This window comes from Streptomyces sp. NPDC047000 (genome assembly GCF_040644295.1).
In the GTDB taxonomy this organism is placed as follows: Bacteria; Actinomycetota; Actinomycetes; order Streptomycetales; family Streptomycetaceae; genus Streptomyces.
In genome coordinates this window covers 415492-435435 of record NZ_JBEYWE010000002.1, presented here as the reverse complement: position 1 = coordinate 435435, position 19944 = coordinate 415492, and the positions used below count along the sequence as shown (strand labels likewise).

Here is a 19944-nt window from a genome sequence, read left to right as displayed (position 1 = left end):
CGGCGCGCGGGGCCGGAGTGTCGTAGACGGGCGGGAGGGCCGAGCAGAAGACGCAGCGGTCGCCGATGACGTCGATGCCGCACCAGTGGCAGACGTTCTGCCGGACGGACGTGACGAGTTGGTAGAGCACCGAGAGGTCCGGCAGATAGGTGCAGAACTCGACGAGCCTGCCGGTCCCCCACCAGCGGGCGGACTCGGCGGGCAGCGGGCACTCGCGCAGCCCGAGCACGTTCCAGGCGGCGGCCAGGGTGGCGTTGACCCAGTCGGTCTGGAGCTGTCCCTTGGCGACGAGCATCCAGGTGCCGAACTCCGGTCCGGCGAGGGCGGTGCCGGGCCCGATCCGGGCGAGCTGCGGTTCGGGGTGGGCGACGACGCCGAACTGGCTGCCGGGCACCCAGGACTTGGCGTGCTGGCGCAGATCGACGGGGACGCGGTCCAGCCGGGTCACGGAGTTGAGCACGGCGCCGCAGTGCACGTAGTGCGTGAGGAGCCGTCCCGCCGAGGCGAGCACCCCCGGGCTGAGGTCGCAGGAGGCCAGCTGCCTCAGCTGACGGGCGAGGACGGCGATGCCGAGCGGGGGCAGACCGGGCCGGAACACGGCGATGCGGTCGCTCTCCAGCAGCGACCGGACGGTGTGCAGCCGCGCTTCCACCCCTTCGGGTACGGCCCCGGAGCACACGACGATGACGTGCCCGCACTGGTCGATCAGGGTCTGGAAGTCGGCGAGCACCTGGTCGAGGGGCCGTTTGTCCAGGTCCTGGAGGACGACCGCGGGCATGGTCCGCTCGTCCTGCGGCGGCAGCGCCAGGTCGGCGCTGGTCACGGCGATGGCAGTTGGCACGCGCAGCTCCCCGCTACTCACCCTCGGCCCACCGGTGTCACTCCGGCACACCGAGATGACTTCACTGCGTGACTACGTGAGCACTGTATCCACGCCTCCGTGGCCGGAGAACAGCACTGCCGCAGCCGGGTGGCAAGCACGTCGCACAAGTCGCGTCAAAACGGGGCAGGTAGAGCATTCGGTCGACGGTGGACCGTGGTCCGGTCCCTCACCCACGTTTCCCTCACCGGGAGCCCCCTACTCGCCCGGCGGCCCCGGTGGAGGTAACGAATGGGATCGCCGGGCCGGAAGACATCGCGGGACATGTCCGGGGAGGGAGGACGTAACGCACGTCCGAACTGCCGGAGTTGGTCCGCGCCGCTTGACACGGACGATTGGTCTGGACCAACTTGGTGGGGCGGGAGGAGACGGTGATCACCGTCGCGACAGCATCCCCATGCCTCCCGTCCCCCACATCTTCCCCCCACCCCTCTCCCCATCGGAGGCCCCAGTGGACCCCGTAGCCGACATGCCCGAAAGCACCGGCAGAGGCAGCAACCGCAGCCGCAGGCGAGCAAGGAAGCGGACCCGGATCGTCTCGGCGGCCGGCGCCACGGCCACCGCGCTCGCCCTCTGTTACGCGGGAATCGGCAGCGCCTCCGCGGCCGACGTCAACAACGTGAAGAACTCCGGGTTCGAGTCGGGCCTGACCAACTGGACCTGCTCGGAGAGCAGCGGCGCGACGGTGTCGTCGCCGGTGCACGGCGGTTCGTCGGCGCTGAAGGCGACGCCGGCCAACCTGGACTACGCGCAGTGCACCCAGTCGGTGGCGGTGCAGCCCAACTCGACGTACACACTGAGCGCCTGGGTGCAGGGCGGCTACGCCTACCTGGGCGTGACGGGCACGGGCACGACGGACGTCTCGACGTGGACGCCCGACTCCACGTCCTGGAAGCAGCTGACGACGACGTTCACCACGGGCGCGTCGACGAAGTCGGTGACGGTCTACACGCACGGCTGGTACGGCCAGCAGGCCTACTACGCGGACGACCTCTCGGTCTACGGCCCCGACGGCGGCGGAGGCACCGACCCGGCCCCGACGGTCCCCTCGGCCCCGACGACCGTGTCGGTGACCGGCACGACGTCCTCCTCGGTCTCCCTCTCCTGGCCGACGGTCTCGGGCGCGACGGGCTACAACGTCTACCAGGGCGGCACCAAGACGACGTCCGTGACCGGCACCTCGGCCACCATCACCGGCCTGTCCGCCTCCACCTCGTACGCGTACCAGGTGACGGCGACCAACTCGGCCGGTGAGTCGGCGAAGTCGTCGGCGGTCACGGCGACGACGACCGCGTCGGGCGGCAACACCGGCGGAGGCGGCTCCGTCGCGAAGCACGCCGTGACGGGCTACTGGCAGAACTTCAACAACGGGGCGACGGTCCAGAAGATCTCGGACGTGTCGTCGCAGTACGACATCATCGCGGTGGCCTTCGCGGACGCCACGACGACACCGGGCGCGGTGACGTTCAACCTGGACTCGGCGGGCCTGAACGGCTACACCGCCGACCAGTTCAAGGCGGACATCAAGGCCAAGCAGGCGGCCGGCAAGAAGGTCATCGTCTCGGTCGGCGGCCAGAACGGCACGATCTCCGTGACCGACTCGGCGTCGGCGACGAACTTCGCCAACTCCGTCTACACCCTGATGCAGACGTACGGCTTCGACGGCGTCGACATCGACCTGGAGAACGGCATCAACGCGACGTACATGTCGCAGGCGCTGCGCACCCTCTCCACGAAGGCGGGTTCGTCCCTCGTCATCACGATGGCGCCGCAGACGATCGACATGCAGTCGACGTCCAACGGCTACTTCCAGACGGCCCTGAACATCAAGGACATCCTCACCGTCGTCAACACCCAGTACTACAACAGCGGTTCGATGCTGGGCTGTGACGGCAAGGTCTACAGCCAGGGCACGGAGGACTTCCTGACCGCCCTGGCCTGCATCCAGCTGGAGGGCGGCCTGGCCCCGTCCCAGGTGGGCCTGGGCGTCCCGGCCTCCACCAGCGCGGCCGGCAGCGGCTACGTCTCCCCGTCCGTGGTGAACAACGCCGTCGACTGCCTCGCCAAGGGCACCAACTGCGGCACCTTCAAGCCGTCGAAGACGTACCCGGACCTGCGGGGCGCGATGACCTGGTCCACCAACTGGGACGCGACGGCGGGCAGCGCCTGGTCGGGCTCCGTCGGCCCCCACGTCCACGGCCTGTCATGATCCCTTTCGTAACCCGTGCCGTAGCCCCTGCTGCAACTCCTGCCGTCTGACGGCAAGGTGACCCTCCGGGTCCGCACCGGCGCCCGGTCCCCGTCCACGACGGGGGCCGGGCGCCGCGTCCGTCCGCCGTGAGAACGACGGCCGAGGTGAGGGCGCCGTACATTGAGGATCACCGCGCGAACCACCGCGAGAGTCCGAGGAGCCTTTCCGTTGAACGAGGCAGAGCACAACTTAACGCCGCCGCCCATCGACACCAGCAAGCCGCACCCCGCCCGCATGTACGACTACTACCTGGGCGGGAAGGACAACTACCCCGTCGACTCGGAAGCGGCGGAGCGGGTGATCTCCCTCTTCCCGGAGATCGGCAGCGGCGCGCGTGTCAACCGCGGCTTCATGAACCGGGCCTGCCGGCTCCTCGCGGAGCGCGGCATACGCCAGTTCCTCGACATCGGGACCGGGATCCCGACCGCGCCGAACCTCCATCAGGTGGTCCAGGAGATCGCGCCCGGCGCGCGCGTGGTGTACGTGGACAACGACCCCATCGTGCTGCGCCACGCGGAAGCCCTGCTGAGGAGCACCCCCGACGGAGTGACCCGTTACATCGAGGCCGACGCGAGGGAGCCCGGGAGGATCATCGAGGAGGCGCGGAAGGTCCTGGACTTCGAGCAGCCGATCGCCCTGTCCATGGTCGCCCTCCTCCACTTCCTCTCCGACGAGCACCGGCCCCACGACCTGGTGAAGGGTTTCCTCGCAGCCCTTCCCCCCGGCAGTCACCTCGTGCTCTCGCACGTCACGGGGGACTTCGCCCCGGAGACCTGGGACAAGATCGTGGGCATCTACCGGGACAGCGGGGTCCCCGCGCAGGTCCGTTCCCGCGCCGAGTTCGCCCGCTTCTTCGAGGGACTCGAACTCCTCGAGCCGGGCGTCCAGGTCGCCACCGACTGGTACCCCGAGCCCGGCCGCGGACCGCACGACGGCCGCGTCCCGCTGTACGTCGGCGTCGCCCGCAAGCCCTGACGGAGGGCGGCGGCCCGCGGCACCGGTCGAGCCGGCCGGGCGAGGCCGATCACCGCTTTGGGGCGGATGACCGGCCTCGTGCCGTCACTCCTGGAAGTAGGCGTCCAGGACCTCGTCCAACTGCGTTTCCCACTCCTTGAAGCGGCTCCTGGCCGTCGCCTCGATCTCGATCGGGTACCAGCGGCGGTCGGGGGTGTGCACCGTGATGGTGAAACGCTTGCCGAAACGGGGCGTCTCCGTCTCCACCGCGCCGATCTCGTCCCAGTGGAACTCGCAGGACTCCTCGTCGAGGCTGAGGCGCACGCCGTCGCGGTCGGCCACTATGCGGGCACGGCGGTCGGACGCCTCGAAGACCGGGTCCTCGGCGGAGGCGTCGTCGGCATCTGCGGGGGCATCCTCAGGGTCGTCGGCGGCGGCGGAAGCCGCTGGCTCCGACGACTCGGAGGATTCCGGCGAATCGGAGGATTCCGGCGAGGCCGTGCCGACCGCCGCCCCGGCTTCCTCCGTGGTCTCGGCGACCTCGGCGTCCTCGGCCTCCGCGGCGGTGTCCTCCGCCGTCCTGCGGGGGGCGGGGGTGGTCGGGGAGGGCTTCCCGGTCGCCGGGACCTCGTCCTCCGGGGCCTCCGAGTCCGCCGGGGCATCCGCGGGGTCCGGACCCGGCTTCGTGGGGGCGGTGAGCCCGGGGATGAAGGCCGGGTCGAATCCCGCGCCCCCCAGGGGCTGGCTGCTCGGTCCTATGCGCTGGTCCACCGGGGCAGTATGGACGACATTGCTGTGCGGGAACCAGCCGACCCGGCCTTCCTCCCCGTTCACACCCTTTTCCTCCGTCACACGTTCGGCCCCTCGTCCAGGAAGACGACGCGCGGGTCCGTCAGCCCAGCACGGCCAGGGCGTCGATCTCGACGAGGAGACCGGGGGGCAGACCCACATAGACCGTGGTGCGGGCGGCGGGCGGCTGGGTGAGGGCCTGCCCGGCGAAGTAGGCGTCGTAGACCTCGTTCAGCTCGGCGAAGTGCGCGGTGTCGGTCAGACAGACACGGATCATCATCACGTCGTCCCAGCTCGCGCCGCCCTCGGTGAGGACCGCCTTGACGTTGGCGAGCGTCTGGAGGGTCTGCTCGCGCAGGCCCGGCCCGGCGACCGCACGGGGCCGGCCCTCCTCGGCGGGCAGGAAGGCCACCTGGCCCGCGACCTGAAGGATGTTGCCCTTGCGTACACCGTGCGAGAACGCGGCGGGCGGGGCGGCGTGGGTGGGCGGGGTGAGGGCGGTCTTCTCCGTCATACGGGAGGCTCCTTGATCGTGGGGATGCTCCGCCGCCCGCTGGGCGAGGGCGGCGAGCCGGGCGCCGAGGCGGTACCGCTGGTCGGGCAGGCGGTGGACCAGGCCGTGGGCGTGGAGGGTACGGAGGATGCGCAGCGCCGTGGACTTGTGCACGCCGAGGTGGTCGGCGACCTGCCCCAGGTCGGCGGTGTCCTCGGCGAGCAACGGCAGGACGCTCAGGGCGCGGTCGACGGTCTGGCCCATGGTGTGCATACCTCCTCCTGGGCCGCTGCGGCCCGCGTGCGGCCGGGACCCGGTGGAAGTCTCCCCCACACCCTCGCGCCGGTGGCGATCACGTCGCCACAATGGGACGAGCGGCACATCCGGCACACCCGGCACGCCAGTTCGAGGAGGCTCTTCCATGGCCCGTCACTCCGGCAAGGAGACACCCGACCACCCGGCGGCCCCGGCGGCTCTGGAGGCTCTGGCGGACGAGCGTGTGGACCACCGCTTCAAGGGCCTCCCACCGGACGCCGACGGACTGACCGTGGGCACGCTCGCCGCCCAGCGCCGCAATCTGTTCACCGGCGGTTTCACCACCCCGGTCCTGGCGCTGTCCGCCGAGCGGCTGGCGCACAACCTGCGGCTGATGGAGACGTACGCGGCCCGGCACGGTCTGGCCTTCGCGCCGCACGGCAAGACCACCATGGCCCCGCAGCTGTTCGACCGTCAGATCGCCTACGGCGCCTGGGGCATCACGCTCGCCGTACCCCACCAGGTGCGGGTGGCAAGGGCGTTCGGGGTGCGGCGGGTCTTCCTGGCCAACGAGCTCGTCGACCCGGCCGCCCTGCGCCGGATCGCCGAAGAGCTCACCGCCGACCCGGAGTTCCGGTTCGTCTGCTACGTCGACTCGGTGCGCGGTGTCGCGCTGATGGACGCGGCGCTGTCGGCCGTGGCGGGCCGCAGCCGCCCGGTGGACGTCGTGGTGGAGCCGGCCGCCGGGGAGGGTGCGCGGACCGGGGCGCGCACGGAGGCGGAGTGCACGGCCGTGGCCGACGCGGTGGCCGCCACCGGCACGCTACGGCTGGTGGGCGTGGCCGGTTACGAGGGCGAGGTGCCGGACGCGGGACCCGAGCGGGTCCGCGACTGGCTGCGCCGACTGGTGCGTCTGGCGGTCGAGTTCGACAAGGCGGGGCGTTTCGCGGGGCTCGACGAGATCGTGGTGAGCGCGGGCGGCAGCGCCTGGTTCGACGCGGTGGCCGAGGTGTTCGCGGAGATCCCGGGCCTCTCCGCCCCCGTGCTGAAGCTGCTGCGCTCCGGGGCCTACGTCTCCCACGACGACGGCCACTACCGGCGCCTGACCCCGTTCAACCGGGTGCCCGGAGAGGGAGCGCTGGAACCGGCGTTCAGACTGTGGACGCAGGTGGTGTCGAGGCCGTCGGCGGAGCAGGCGTTCGTCAACGCGGGCAAGCGGGACGCGGCGTACGACCTCGGTCTGCCCGTCGCCCTGGTGGTCCGCCGGGACGGCGCCGAGCGCCCGGCGACCGGCGTCACGGTGACCGCCCTGTCCGACCAGCACGCCTGGCTGCGCACGGAGCCGGAGGCGGACATCGAGGTCGGCGACTGGGTCGGCCTCGGCCTGTCCCATCCGTGCACGTCGTTCGACAAGTGGCCGCTGATCCCGGTGGCCGAGGCGGACGGCACCGTGGTCGAGTACATCCGCACGTACTTCTAGTGCCGCAGGCGTCCGGCAGCCCCCGGAAGCCGCACGGGAAGGGAGTCCGCCGTGGATCAGCTGGTCATCCGGGACGTCGACGTCGTGGACGGCGGCGGCGGTGACGCGTACCGCGCCGACGTCGTCGTCGACCGCGGCCGGATCGTCTCGATCGTCAAGGAGGCCGCCGCCGCCGGCTGCCAGCGCCCCAGGGCGATGCGGGAGCTGGACGCGGAGGGCCTGGTCCTGTCGCCCGGCTTCATCGACATGCACGCGCACAGCGACCTGGCCCTGCTGCGCGACCCCGCACACCTCGCCAGGACCGCGCAGGGGGTCACCCTGGAGGTGCTGGGCCAGGACGGCCTGTCGTACGCGCCCGCCGACGACCGCACGCTGGAGGAGGTGCGCCGGGCGATCACCGGCTGGAACGGCTACGGCGACGACATCGGCACCGGCTTCGACTGGCGGACGGTGGGCGGGTACCTGGACCGGCTCGACCGCGGTGTCGCGGTCAACGCGGCGTATCTCGTGCCGCAGGGCACGGTACGGGCCATGGTGGTCGGCTGGGAGGACCGCCCGGCGACCCCCGAAGAGCTGGACCGTATGCGGCGGTCGGTCGCCGAGGGGCTCGAACAGGGCGCCGTCGGCATGTCGTCCGGGCTCACCTACGCGCCCGGCATGTACGCCCCCACCGCCGAACTCACCGAGCTGTGCCGGGTGGTGGCCGCGCACGGCGGCTACTACGCCCCGCACCACCGCTCCTACGGCGCCGGTGCCCTCGCCGCCTACGAGGAGATGATCGCCGTCGCCCGCGCGGCGGACTGCCCGCTGCACCTGACACACGCCACCCTGAACTTCGGCGTCAACGAGGGCCGGGCGCCGGAGCTGCTGGCGCTGCTGGACCGGGCGCTGGCGGACGGCGCCGACCTGACCCTCGACACCTACCCCTACACCCCCGGCAGCACCACCCTGGCCGCCCTGCTGCCGAGCTGGGCGAGTGAGGGAGGCCCGGAGCGGACCCTGGCCCGGCTCGCCGACGACGCGACCGCCGAACGGATCCGGCACGATCTGGAGGTCACCGGCTCGGACGGCTGCCAGGGCGTGCCCGTCGCGTGGGACACCGTCGAGATCTCCGGGGTGTCCGGGGCGTCCGGCCCGGCGCTCGGGGACCACGTGGGCCGTACGGTCCTGGAGTCGGCCCGGCTGCGCGGCGAGACCCCCTGGACGACCGCCCGGCGGCTGCTGCTGCGCGACCGGCTCGGGCCGACGGTCCTCCAGCACGTGGGCCACGAGGAGAACGTACGGGCGATCATGCGGCACCGGGTGCACACCGGCGGCTCCGACGGCATCCTGACCGGCGCCAAGCCGCACCCGCGGGCGTACGGCACCTTCCCGCACTACCTCGGCCGGTATGTGCGGGAGCTGGGCGTGCTGTCGCTGGAGGAGTGCGTCGCGCATCTCACCGGGCGCCCCGCGGCCCGGCTGCGGCTGCCGGACCGGGGACTGGTGCGCGAGGGGTACCGGGCCGACCTGGTGCTCTTCGACCCGGCGACGGTGGCGTCCGGCGCGACCTTCGAGCAGCCGCGCGCGCTGCCGACCGGCATCCCCTACGTGCTGATCGACGGGCGGTTCGTGATCGAGGACGCGCGGCGCACCGACGTACTGGCGGGTCGGGCGGTGCGCCGCACTCCGGCGTGAACCGCCGGACAGGCCCTGCCGCTACGGCTCCGGCTACGGCTTGGGCAGGGTGCAGCCGCTCGCGCTGAGGTTCAGCTTGTTGCCGGTCGTGAAGCAGGCCGGGATCTGGTAGGTCTCCTCGGCGTAGTTGATGCCCTGGCGGACGGTGATGTTGCCACTGGCGTCGACCTCGCAGGGGTTGTCCAGGGTGCAGGTCTCGCCGCTCTCGTTGCCGGTGTTGTTGACGGCGACGACCTTGCCGGTGGCGTTGTCGATCACCGGCGAGCCGGAGGTGCCGCCGATGGTCTGGCAGGCCGAGGTGTAACGGAGGGAGTCCTTCCAGGTCCAGACGTCCTCCTTGAGCCGGTAGACGAACCCGTCGACGGCACAGGAGTACGTCGCCTTCCAGTACCCGGAGACGACCGTGATGGCGGTGCCGACCGTCGGGTGGGTGTCCTGGAGGGTCAGCGCGCTGATGCCGTAGGTGCTCTGGATCTGCGCGTACGTGGTGGTGAGCTGGTAGATCGTGACGTCCGTGTCGGTCATCGTCGCGTAGGCGACCTTGCTGGCGCGCAGCGTGCCGACCCGGGTGGCGGAGGAGTTCAGCAGCCCGAAGGTACGGCTGGACGCCTGGTCGACGATGACCTCGCCCGCGGCCGGGAAGCCGGTCTCCAGGCAGTGGCCGTTGGTCATGACCAGCGCGGGGTCGGTGTCCGCGGAGGACGGGAAGCGGATGACCGAGCCGGAGCAGTTGCTGAGCGAGACGGTGCCGGCGAAGGTGACGGCCTGGAGCGTGGGGGCGGCGGCCTTCACGGCGGCGGTCGTGGTCGCGGTCGTGCCGGTGGTCGCCGTGGTGTCGGTGGTCGCGGTGGTGCCGGTGGTCGCCGTGGTGGCGGTGGTCGCCGTGGTGGCGGTGGTCGCCGTGGTGGCGGTGGTCGCCGTGGTGGCGGTGGTCGCCGTGGTGGCGGTCGCGGTGCCGGTCGCCGTCGCGGCGGCCGCGGGTGCCGCCATGCCCGCCCCGGTGATCACCAGGGCCGCGAGCACGGCGAGGAGAGGCTTCTTCATGTGGGGGTCCCCTCATCGGACGGAAGCGACCGGAGATCTTCCGGCCGCTCTCGTTCTTGTCATGCGCATTGTGAAGGGAGGAGGGGTTCCCCACAAGAAGCCCCTATCTGAACCCGCCGTTCCCCCGCCCGTGCCCCCGGCCGGAGTTGCCGGGCGCGGTGGAGACCGGACCGGAGACGGTCGTGGTGGGCGTGGCCGCCGCGGTGGGGCCGGTCGGGGCCGTACCGGAGCCCGCGCCCGCCGGAGCCGTGGCGGGGGCCGTGGCCGGGGCGGGCGCGGCGGCGGAGGCCGGGGCCGAGGCAGATGGGGTCGGCGCCGCGCCGGCCCGGGACGGCACGGCCGAGGCCGGGGCCGCCGACGACGGGTCCTCGGCGGACGGTGTGGTGTCCCCGGCGCTGGTCCCGGACCGGCCGTCCTTCTCCCGGGCCCCGCCGGACGAGGCACCCGAGAACGCGAACCCCGCGATCACCGCGGCGAGGGACACCGCCCCCATGGCACCCGCGGCCACCACGGCCTTGCGCGACCGGACCGCCCGCCGCTTCTTCCGCGCCCGCCGAACGGCGGCCCGCCCGGCACCGCCACCAGCGGTATCCGGTGCCACGACGACCGGCAAGGGCGCGGTGGCGTACGGCTCCCCGGGGCCATCGGGCGCACCGGCCGTCCCGGCGACACCACTGCCACCACCGCCGTCACCGGCACCAGCAGGACCCGCCGCACCCGGCACACCCGACACACCGGCCGCACCCGCCGCGCCCGACATCACGACCGGCAGTTCGGCCGTCTCGTCGTACGCGTTCTGCCAGCCGTGCGCGGCGGCCGGGTCGCGGTACTCGTCGTACGCGGGCTCCTCGGCCGCCCGCGGGAGGTAGACGTTCGGCGGCACCCCGGGGCCGCCCGACACGCCGGTGGCGGCGTCACTCGGGGCGGTCATGCCGTATCCCCCGTTCGCCGACGGGAAGTGGACTGCGGATGCCTGGACATGGCCGGAAATTGTAGAGAGGAGAGGGGCACCTGGGACAGCCACGGTGGACAACAGCCCAAAGCGGACGTCCCACGTGGCGGAAAACACGACCCGAGCCGCTTTACCGAGTCGTAAGCTCCCAGGCATGCAGGTGATCCAGTCGACCAAGCTCGCCAACGTCTGTTACGAGATCAGGGGCCCCGTGCTCGAGGAGGCGATGCGGCTCGAAGCGGCGGGTCACCGCATCCTCAAGCTCAACACCGGCAACCCGGCGGCGTTCGGCTTCGAGTGCCCCTCCGAGATCCTGGAGGACATCCTCCGCAATGTGTCGTCGGCGCACGGCTACGGCGACGCGAAGGGACTGCTGGCCGCCCGCCGAGCGGTGGTGATGCACAACCAGACCCTCGGCATCGAGACCGACGTGGAGCACGTCTTCATCGGCAACGGCGTGTCCGAGCTGATCGTGATGGCGATGCAGGCACTGCTGGACGACGGGGACGAGGTCCTCGTCCCGGCGCCGGACTACCCGCTGTGGACCGCGGCCGTCTCCCTCTCCGGCGGCACGGCGGTGCACTACCGCTGCGACGAGCAGTCCGACTGGATGCCCGACCTCGCCGACATCGAGCGGAAGGTCACCGACCGCACCAAGGCGATCGTCATCATCAACCCCAACAACCCCACCGGCGCGGTCTACGACCGGGCGCTGCTCACGGGGCTGACGGACATCGCGCGCCGCCACAACCTGCTGGTCTGCTCCGACGAGATCTACGACAAGATCCTCTACGACGACGCCGTGCACATCCCGACCGCGTCGGTCGCCCCCGACCTGCTCACCCTGACCTTCAACGGCATGTCGAAGGCGTACCGGGTGGCCGGGTACCGGGTGGGCTGGATGGCGATCTCCGGGCCGCGTTCGCACGCCGACTCCTACATCGAGGGTCTGACGATCCTGGCCAACATGCGGCTGTGCGCCAACATGCCGGGCCAGCACGGGGTGGTCGCCGCGCTCAGCGGCCGTCAGACCATCAACGACCTGGTGCTGCCGGGCGGCCGGCTGCGCGAGCAGCGGGACGTGGCGCACCGGCTGCTCACCGAGATCCCGGGCGTGACCTGCGTGAAGCCCAAGGGGGCGCTGTACCTGTTCCCGCGGCTCGATCCCAAGGTCTTCAAGATCAAGGACGACCGGCAGATGGTGCTGGACCTGCTGCGGCGCGAGAAGATCATGGTCGTGCACGGCACCGGCTTCAACTGGCCCGAGCCGGACCACTTCCGGGTGGTCACCCTGCCGACGGCCGGTGATCTGCGCGAAGCGGTGACCCGTATCGGTAACTTCCTGGACGGCTACGCCCAGCCCTGACATTCCGGCACCCCCCAACTTTAGACGAAATCTAAGCTAGGATGGCTTCTGCCACTGCTCAGGAGGCCATCCATGTACGAACCGATCCGCACCACGTCAGTCCACCGGTCGGTCCCCCGCGCGATGGCCGGCACCACCTCCGACGGCCCCCACCGGTCACGCGAGGAGGAGCTGGACATCCAGCTCGCGGGACATCTCGCGGCACTGCTGGCCGTCACGGACGAGCTGCGCGCACTGGCCCCGTCCGCCGACCTCGACACCGCCGCCGAACGGCTCGCCCGCCAGGTGACCCGGCTGCGCGGCGGCCGGCCCCCGGCCCGCACCGCCGCCCCGTCCGCCGGTGACCCGCACGCCGCCGGCGAACGCCCCGGCGGACGCGCCGACACCCGTGCCGACGCGCACCCCGACGCGCACCCCGGCACGCGTCCCGCCGCGCTGCACCGGCGCGCCCACACCCTGGCGGGCCGCGCCCTGGTCGTGGCCGCCTCCCGCGCGGACACCACGGCGGCCATCCTGGCCGCCGAGCGGATGGACGCGCACGCCGCCGCGCAGGAGCTCAGCGCGGCCTGACCCCGCAGGGGTCCCCCGATCGGCCCCGGTCCGCGTGCACCGCAGCGACGCGCGGACCGGGCGCCCTCACCCTCCCGGTACGGGGCCCGCCCCCGCAGGGACGGACCGGGCGGCACCCGCCCCCACGCGACAGACGGACCGAACGCCCCATTCCGGCGATCCCGTTGCACAACGGGTACGCCACGTCACCCCGTGTTCACCTGGACTCCGGCCGGACGTCGCCTTCGCCGAGCACGCTCCCGGTTGTGAGACGTATCGCAGGAATAGTCCTCGCGGTGCTGCTGATCGGCGGGGTGGTGGCAGCCGTCGTCGCGGGCCGGGACTCGGGGGACAAGGGCACGGCAACGAAGACCGTGCGCGGTGTGATCGGATCGGAGAAGGCGGAGTTCTTCGCCGACCCGGCTGTGGTGAAGGCCCTCGCCGCCAAGGGCTACACCGTGAGGACGGAGTCGTCCGGGTCGTGGGCCATGGAGGGCCTCGACCTCAAGGGCTACGACTTCGCCTTCCCCTCCAGCCAGTCGCCCGCCAACGAGCTGGCCGCCAAGTACCACGTACGGACGCCGCTGCCCCGGCCCTTCTACTCGCCGCTCGTGGTGGTCGCCCACCGCAGTGCCGCCGAGGTGCTCGCCGCCAACGGCCTGGCCACGCTGGACGTCAAGAGCCGCGGCACCCTGAAGATGGCCGCCTTCCTCGACGCGGCCCGGCACGACAGGACCTGGCAGCAGCTCAAGGGCACGGCAGGGCACGGTGAGTTGACCGGCACCCTCTTCATCTCCAGCACGGATCCGGAGAGTTCCAACTCCGGCGCGCTGTATCTTGCCGCCGCGTCCTACGTCGCCCTGGGCGGCCGGGTCGCCGCGAGCGAGACCGACGTGGACCGGACGGCACCGCTGCTGCACCAGCTGGTGAGCGTCCAGGGCGCCCAGCAGTCCAGCTCGGACGCGGCGTTCCGGGACTTCATCAGCGGCGCGGGCAATCCGCTGGTGCTGGTCTACGAGTCACAGGTGGCCGCCCTGCTCACCGAGCAGCACACCGCCGACGACCTCGTCGTGCTCTACCCGGACACCACCGTCAACAGCGACCACACCGTCGTCCCGCTCACCGGGAACGGCCGCGCGCTCGCCGATCTGCTCAGCGACGACCCGGTACTGCGCAAGCTCGCCGTCCGGCACGGCTTCCGCCCGCAGGGCGACACCGCCGAGTTCTCCTCGGCCACCGCGGACCTCGCCACCTATCTGAACCAGTCGTTCGCCGGTGTCCGGCAGGCGCCCGTGCCCACCTCCAAGGTGCTGCGCGAGATGGCGCGCCGGGCCCGCGGCTAAGGGGGACACCACAGATGAGCAGCAACAGCGGTGAGTTCACGCTCACCCCACCCGGCGACGATCTCACCCTCACCCCGCCCGAGCCGGTCGCGGCCGTGCCGCGCGAGAGGGCGGGCGGGCTGGTGCCCGTCGACGACGGCGTGCGCACCGACATGGCCCGCAAGGCCGGTTCCTACGTCGAGTCGCTCGCCGCCCTCGACGCCCGCTCCCCCGAGTTCGCCGGGAAGGTCGGTGAGATCACCGCGCTCGGCGCCGGTGAGATGCGCACCGCCACCACGCAGTCCAACCGGATGCTGGAACGCGCCGTGCGCAGCCTGCCGGACAAGGGCGGGGACGCCCAGTCGAAGGTCGCGGGCTCGCTCGTCGAACTCCGCCGTGTCGTCGAGGACCTCGACCCGCGTGACCTGCCCGCGGGCAAGGGCCGCAGGTTCCTCTCCCGGCTGCCCGGCGGCAACAGGCTGCGCGACCACGTCGCCAAGTACGCCTCCTCCCAGAACACCCTGAACCGGATCGTCGGCTCGCTGCGCGGCGGGCAGGACGAACTGCGCCGCGACAACGCCGCGTTGCAGACCGAGCGGGTGCGGCTGTGGGAGACCATGGGCAAGCTCCAGGAGTACGTGGTGCTCACCGAGGCACTCGACACGGCCGTCGAGGGGCACATCGCCGCCGCCGACCCCGAGCAGGCCGACTCGCTGCGCGCCGACGTGCTCTTCCCCGTCCGGCAGAAGCACCAGGACCTGCTCACCCAGCTCGCGGTGTGCGCGCAGGGCTACCTCGCGATGGACGTCGTCCGGCGCAACAACGACGAGCTGATCAAGGGTGTCGAACGGGCCGCCACGACCACCGTGTCGGCGCTGCGCATCTCCGTCATGCTGGCCTCCGCCCTGGAGAACCAGAAGAAGGTCGTCGAGCAGGTCGACGCGCTGCGCGGCACCACCGAGGACCTCATCCGGGGCAACGCCGAGATGCTCGCCACGCAGAGCGGCGAGATCCAGCGCATCGCCGCCGACCCGGCCGTCGGCGTGGAGACGCTGCGCTCGGCGTTCCAGCAGATCTACCGCACCCTCGACGCCATCGACACCTACAAGGTGCAGGCGACCGAGGCGATGGCGTCCACGGTGGTGTCCCTGACGTCCGAACTCCAGTCGGCGAGCGCCTACCTGGAGCGCAGCCGCTCCCAGGGCGCACTGGAGGGCGGCCTCACATGAACGTGGACATGAGCGCGAGCACGACCACCCGGGTGAGCACGGGCACCGTCGCGCGCAGACGCACCGGACGCCCCCTGACCGCCGCCCTCACGGCGCTCGCCCTGGCCACCGCCGCCCTCCTGAGCGGCTGCTCCTCCTCCCCTTCCCCCGACGGCAGGGCCGACGACGCCACCGCCCCCAGGCCCGGCACCCTCCGTGTCCTCGCCTCCAGCGAACTCAGCGACATGACGGCCGTGTTCGAGAAGGTCCGCAAGGACACCGGGATCACGATCCGGCCCACCTACATGGGCACCCTCGACGCCGTGGACCTCGTCGCCAAGGGCAGGGCGGACACCGCGTACGACGCGCTGTGGCTGTCGTCGGACGACTATCTGCGGCTGCGCCCGGAGGCGGCGAAGAAGGTGGTCTCCGAGACGCCGGTGATGTCCAGCCCGGTCGCCCTCGGCGTGAAGCCGGCCACCGTCGAGGCGCTCGGCTGGCAGCCGGACCAGGTCACCTGGTCGCAGGTCGCCACGGCGGTACGGGAGGGCCGGCTGACGTACGGCATGACCGACCCGGCACGCTCCAACTCGGGCTTCTCCACGCTGGTCTCGGTCGCCTCGGCGCTGTCCGGCGCGCAGTCCGCGCTCACCGACGCCGACGTCGCGAAGGCCACTGGGCAACTGAAGGAGTTCTTCAAGGGGCAGAAGCTGACCTCGGGTTCGTCGGGCTGGCTGGCCGCCGCCTACAAGCGGCGCGGCACCGTGGACGCGCTGCTCAACTACGAGTCCGTCCTCATGGGCATCGGCGGCCTCACCGTGATCCGCCCCCATGACGGTGTCGTCACCGCCGACTACCCGTTCTCCTCGCTCGCCGCGTCCGACGCCACCACGCGGGAGAACGTCCGCAAGGTGACCGACGATCTGCGCACCGCCGCCGTGCAGAAGCTGATCACCGACTCCACGCACCGCCGCCCGGTGGTCGCCTCCGTGCACCCCGGGGCGGGCCTGGGCACCGACCGGCGGCGCGAACTGCCGTTCCCCGGCACCCGTTCCGTCGCCGACGGGCTCCTCGACTCGTACGAGAACGAGCTGCGCCGTCCCTCCCGGACGGTGTACGTGCTCGACACCTCCGGCTCGATGGCGGGCGACCGGCTGGCCCGGCTGAAGAAGGCCCTCACCGGGCTCACCGGGGACTTCCGGGAGCGTGAGGAGGTCACGCTGATGCCGTTCGGGTCGGACGTGAAGAGCGTGCGCAGCCATGTCGTCGAACCGTCCGACCCGCAGCGGGGACTCGCCGCGATCCGCAAGGACACCGCGGGCCTGACGGCCGACGGCAACACGGCGATCTACACGTCGCTGGAGAAGGCGTACGACCATCTCGGCCTGGACGGCGACACGTTCACCTCGATCGTGCTGATGACGGACGGCGAGAACACGACCGGGGTGAAGGCGAAGGACTTCGACGCGTTCTACCGGCGGCTCGTCGGCACGCAGCGGGACACCCCCGTCTTCCCCATCGTCTTCGGCGACTCCGACCGTGCGGAACTCCAGCACATCGCGGATCTGACCGGCGGCCGTCTCTTCGACGCCCGGAACGGCTCCCTGGACGGCGCCTTCGAGGAGATCCGTGGCTACCAGTAGGGGCGCCGGCCGCGCGCTCGGCTGTCTCGAGTCCCGGAAGAACATCACGGGCAGCGCGTGCGGGCTGGTCGGCCTGGTGCTGACGTTCACCGGGGTGGCGGGGCCGTACTGGCCGGTCGTGGTCGTCGGTCTCTACGGCGCGGGCGCGCTGATCGCCCCGCCGGAGCGGCCCGCCCTGCCGGACTTCCCCGACCCGTCCGCGCAGCTCGACGAGGTGCGGCAGGACTTCGAGCGGCTGCGCGGCTATCTCGCCGAGGTCGGGCTGCCGCCCACGGCGGCGGAGCGGGCGGGGCGGCTGGAAGAGGTCCTCACCGCACTGCTCGACCCGGGCCGGGCGGCGGAGCTGCTCGCGCAGGACCCCGAGGGACTGCACGTGCTGGCGCGGGCCGTGCGGCAGGACATCCCGGAGGCGGTGGACGCCTACGCCCGTACCCGCTGGTGGACCCGGCTGACCCCGGGCCAGCGGCCGCCGGAGGAGCATCTGGAGCGCCAGCTGTCGCTGCTCGACGAGGAGGTACGGCGGCTGGCGGACACCCTGCGCGACGCGGAGGCCCGGCGGCAGGAGTCGCACACCCGCTATCTGGAGGACCGCTCGCAGTAGGACCCGCCGGAAGATCTGGACGGCCGCAGAAGCGCGACGGCGGGAGGAGCGGCACCGCCGGAAAGGCCGGACCGCCGCGCGCCCGGGGCCGCCGGGAAGGTGGCGAGGGCCTGCCGGGGCCTCCCCGCCGGGGCGGGATCGGGGACGCGGCGGCAGGCCCGGAACCCCGCACGCCGTTGTACGGGGTCTCGCCGGTTCATGGGGGGTGGGGGTCCGCGGCCGGCCGTGACGATCGCTGGTCAGGGCGGGCCGGCCGCGGAGTCGTGCGGAGCGGGCGGGTCTCAGCCCAGGCGTTCCACGAGCGCCCGGTACTGGTCCCACAGCTCCTTCGGGGTGTGCTCCCCGAAGGTGTTGAGGTGCTCGGGCACCAGGGACGCCTCCTCGCGCCAGACCTCCTTGTCGACGGTGAGCAGGAAGTCCAGGTCGCTCTCGGACAGGCCGAGCCCGTCGGTGTCGAGGGCGTTCCGGGTCGGGAGCACGCCGATCGGGGTCTCGACGCCCTCGGCGGTGCCGTCGAGGCGGCCGACGATCCACTTGAGGACGCGGCTGTTCTCACCGAAGCCCGGCCAGACGAACCTGCCCGCGTCGTCCTTGCGGAACCAGTTGACGTAGTAGATCTTCGGCAGCTTCTCCGGGTCCTTGCCCTTGGCCACGTCGATCCAGTGGGCCATGTAGTCGCCCATGTTGTAGCCGCAGAACGGCAGCATGGCGAACGGGTCGCGGCGCAGCTCACCGACCCTGCCCTCGGCGGCAGCGGTCTTCTCGGAGGCCACGTTGGCGCCGAGGAAGACGCCGTGCTCCCAGTCGAAGGACTCCGTGACCAGCGGTACCGCGCTGGCGCGGCGCCCGCCGAAGAGGATCGCGGAGATCGGCACGCCCCGCGGGTCCTCCCACTCGGGTGCGATGATCGGGCACTGCGCGGCGGGCACGGTGAAGCGGGCGTTGGGGTGGGCGGCCGGCGTACCGGACCGCGGGGTCCAGTCGTTGCCCTTCCAGTCCGTGAGGTGCGCGGGCGTCTCCTCGGTCATGCCCTCCCACCAGACGTCCTGGTCGTCGGTGAGGGCGACGTTGGTGAAGACGGCGTTGCCCCAGAGGGTCTTCATGGCGTTGGCGTTGGTGTGCTCGCCGGTGCCGGGGGCGACGCCGAAGAAGCCGGCCTCGGGGTTGATGGCGTAGAGGCGGCCGTCCTCGCCGAAACGCATCCACGCGATGTCGTCGCCGATGGTCTCCACCGTCCAGCCGGAGACGGTGGGTTCGAGCATGGCGAGGTTGGTCTTGCCGCAGGCGCTGGGGAAGGCGGCGGCGACGTAGCGTGAAGGTCCCTGCGGCGGGGTGAGTTTGAGGATCAGCATGTGCTCGGCCAGCCAGCCCTCGTCGCGGGCCATCACGGAGGCGATGCGCAGGGCGTAGCACTTCTTGCCGAGCAGCGCGTTGCCGCCGTAGCCGGAGCCGTAGGACCAGATCTCGCGGGACTCGGGGAAGTGCGAGATGTACTTGGTGCTGTTGCAGGGCCAGGGCACGTCGGCCTGGCCGGGCTCCAGCGGGGCGCCGAGGGTGTGGACGGCCTTCACGAAGAAGCCGTCGGTGCCGAGTTCGTCGAGGACTGCCTGGCCCATGCGGGTCATCACGCGCATGGAGACGGCGACGTAGGCGGAGTCGGTGATCTCCACACCGATCGCGGAGAGCTTCGAGCCGAGCGGGCCCATGCAGAACGGGACGACGTACATGGTGCGTCCGCGCATGGAGCCCCGGAATATGCCCTGTTCACCGGTGAAGGTCTCCCGCATCGTCGCGGGGTCGGTCCAGTGGTTGGTGGGACCGGCGTCCTTCTCCTGCTCGGAGCAGATGAAGGTACGGTCCTCGACCCGGGCGACGTCGCTGGGGTCGGAGGCGGCGTAGTAGGAGTTGGGCCGCTTGATCGGGTCGAGCTTCTTGAAGGTGCCCTGGGTGACGAGTTCCTCGCACAGGCGCTCGTACTCGGTCTCGGATCCGTCGCACCAGACCACGTTGTCCGGCTGCGTGATGTCCGCGATCTCGTCGACCCACGAGATCAGGTGCTGGTGCTGGGTGGGGACGACGGTGGGAGCCGCGTTGTCGCGCGCCACGATTGCTCCTAACTGAGGGATTTTTTGTTGGAGGCCCCGTGGGGGCTGCGACCCGGATGCACACAGGGGGCAACCGAAAGGTCCACTTCCCGGGATACACCCCGGGAGTGAGCCTCTGCGATGACCCAAACGGCACTCTCATGTCCGCACACCGAGTGCCGGACCGCTCATCCGGTGCCGACCGCACTCATTTGATCCTCCGATGCGAGTGCCCAGATGTCCAGTGGGCATCACAAGTGAGCGGAGTGAGGAAGACCACGGTTGAAGTGTGGCTTTACGCGCCCACAATGTTCGGCTGACGGTTCCTTTACGATGACCGTCCGTCACGACCGGCGAGGGGCCCCGCGCACAGCGCGCCGGCCCCGCGGGACATGA

The 19944-nt window shown here is 71.6% G+C and carries 15 protein-coding genes and 2 pseudogenes; 10 read left to right on the top strand and 7 right to left on the bottom strand.

Going from position 1 to position 19944, the window contains the following annotated elements:
• Nucleotides 1-19: 19 nt before the first annotated feature.
• A pseudogene (locus ABZ862_RS05280) lies at nucleotides 20-862 on the bottom strand (hypothetical protein); the annotation flags it as partial.
• A 487-nt stretch (nucleotides 863-1349) separates the two neighbouring features.
• On the opposite strand from ABZ862_RS05280, the gene ABZ862_RS05275 reads away from it, so the two are divergent.
• Nucleotides 1350-3089: a glycosyl hydrolase family 18 protein gene (locus ABZ862_RS05275; RefSeq protein WP_360952495.1), complete on the top strand. Its 1740-nt coding sequence runs from the start codon at nucleotides 1350-1352 to the stop codon at nucleotides 3087-3089.
• 210 nt (nucleotides 3090-3299) lie between these two features.
• Entirely contained in the window at nucleotides 3300-4106 is an 807-nt protein-coding gene (locus ABZ862_RS05270) for an SAM-dependent methyltransferase (protein ID WP_360952492.1), read from the top strand.
• A gap of 84 nt (nucleotides 4107-4190) precedes the next feature.
• Here ABZ862_RS05270 and ABZ862_RS05265 read toward each other — a convergent pair whose 3' ends face one another.
• The 3 genes and pseudogenes from ABZ862_RS05265 to ABZ862_RS05255 form a co-directional block, all read right to left on the bottom strand.
• Entirely contained in the window at nucleotides 4191-4919 is a 729-nt protein-coding gene (locus ABZ862_RS05265) for a hypothetical protein (protein WP_360952489.1), read from the bottom strand.
• A gap of 58 nt (nucleotides 4920-4977) precedes the next feature.
• Entirely contained in the window at nucleotides 4978-5388 is a 411-nt protein-coding gene (locus ABZ862_RS05260; RefSeq protein WP_360953101.1) for a RidA family protein, read from the bottom strand.
• Nucleotides 5389-5487: 99 nt separating this feature from the next.
• Nucleotides 5488-5631: pseudogene (locus ABZ862_RS05255) on the bottom strand (helix-turn-helix domain-containing protein); the annotation flags it as partial.
• 157 nt (nucleotides 5632-5788) lie between these two features.
• On the opposite strand from ABZ862_RS05255, the gene ABZ862_RS05250 reads away from it, so the two are divergent.
• Complete coding sequence (locus tag ABZ862_RS05250; protein WP_360952486.1) at nucleotides 5789-7102, top strand: amino acid deaminase; 1314 nt, start codon at nucleotides 5789-5791, stop codon at nucleotides 7100-7102.
• A 51-nt stretch (nucleotides 7103-7153) separates the two neighbouring features.
• The gene (locus ABZ862_RS05245) at nucleotides 7154-8779 is read left to right on the top strand and encodes a D-aminoacylase (RefSeq protein ID WP_360952483.1); all 1626 of its coding nucleotides are present in this window, start codon (nucleotides 7154-7156) and stop codon (nucleotides 8777-8779) included.
• Nucleotides 8780-8812: 33 nt separating this feature from the next.
• Here the strand turns inward: ABZ862_RS05245 and ABZ862_RS05240 are convergent, their stop codons facing one another.
• Both ABZ862_RS05240 and ABZ862_RS05235 read right to left on the bottom strand, forming a co-directional pair.
• Nucleotides 8813-9823 carry a serine protease gene (locus ABZ862_RS05240; protein WP_360952480.1) on the bottom strand — a complete coding sequence of 337 codons (1011 nt, stop codon included), beginning with the start codon at nucleotides 9821-9823 and terminating at the stop codon, nucleotides 8813-8815.
• A 103-nt stretch (nucleotides 9824-9926) separates the two neighbouring features.
• On the bottom strand, nucleotides 9927-10754 hold the full coding sequence (locus ABZ862_RS05235) for a hypothetical protein (RefSeq protein ID WP_360952477.1): 828 nt from the start codon (nucleotides 10752-10754) through the stop codon (nucleotides 9927-9929).
• Nucleotides 10755-10929: 175 nt separating this feature from the next.
• Here ABZ862_RS05235 and ABZ862_RS05230 point away from each other — a divergent pair, with 175 nt between their 5' ends.
• From ABZ862_RS05230 to ABZ862_RS05205, 6 genes are all read left to right on the top strand, one after another.
• The gene (locus ABZ862_RS05230; protein WP_360952474.1) at nucleotides 10930-12141 is read left to right on the top strand and encodes a pyridoxal phosphate-dependent aminotransferase; all 1212 of its coding nucleotides are present in this window, start codon (nucleotides 10930-10932) and stop codon (nucleotides 12139-12141) included.
• 72 nt (nucleotides 12142-12213) lie between these two features.
• The gene (locus tag ABZ862_RS05225; RefSeq protein ID WP_360952471.1) at nucleotides 12214-12711 is read left to right on the top strand and encodes a hypothetical protein; all 498 of its coding nucleotides are present in this window, start codon (nucleotides 12214-12216) and stop codon (nucleotides 12709-12711) included.
• A 245-nt stretch (nucleotides 12712-12956) separates the two neighbouring features.
• Nucleotides 12957-14033 (top strand): substrate-binding domain-containing protein, encoded by a 1077-nt coding sequence (locus ABZ862_RS05220; protein ID WP_360952468.1) that lies wholly within the window; start codon nucleotides 12957-12959, stop codon nucleotides 14031-14033.
• A 14-nt stretch (nucleotides 14034-14047) separates the two neighbouring features.
• Nucleotides 14048-15241, top strand: a complete 1194-nt coding sequence (locus ABZ862_RS05215) for a toxic anion resistance protein (RefSeq protein WP_360952465.1) — start codon at nucleotides 14048-14050, stop codon at nucleotides 15239-15241.
• Between the two features lie 8 nt (nucleotides 15242-15249).
• On the top strand, nucleotides 15250-16863 hold the full coding sequence (locus ABZ862_RS05210) for a substrate-binding domain-containing protein (protein ID WP_360952462.1): 1614 nt from the start codon (nucleotides 15250-15252) through the stop codon (nucleotides 16861-16863).
• Nucleotides 16850-17464, top strand: a complete 615-nt coding sequence (locus ABZ862_RS05205) for a hypothetical protein (protein ID WP_360952459.1) — start codon at nucleotides 16850-16852, stop codon at nucleotides 17462-17464. Before ABZ862_RS05210 ends, ABZ862_RS05205 begins: the two co-directional genes overlap by 14 nt.
• A 281-nt stretch (nucleotides 17465-17745) precedes the next feature.
• Here the strand turns inward: ABZ862_RS05205 and ABZ862_RS05200 are convergent, their stop codons facing one another.
• Complete coding sequence (locus tag ABZ862_RS05200; protein ID WP_360952456.1) at nucleotides 17746-19569, bottom strand: phosphoenolpyruvate carboxykinase (GTP); 1824 nt, start codon at nucleotides 19567-19569, stop codon at nucleotides 17746-17748.
• Between the last annotated feature and the right edge of the window lie 375 nt (nucleotides 19570-19944).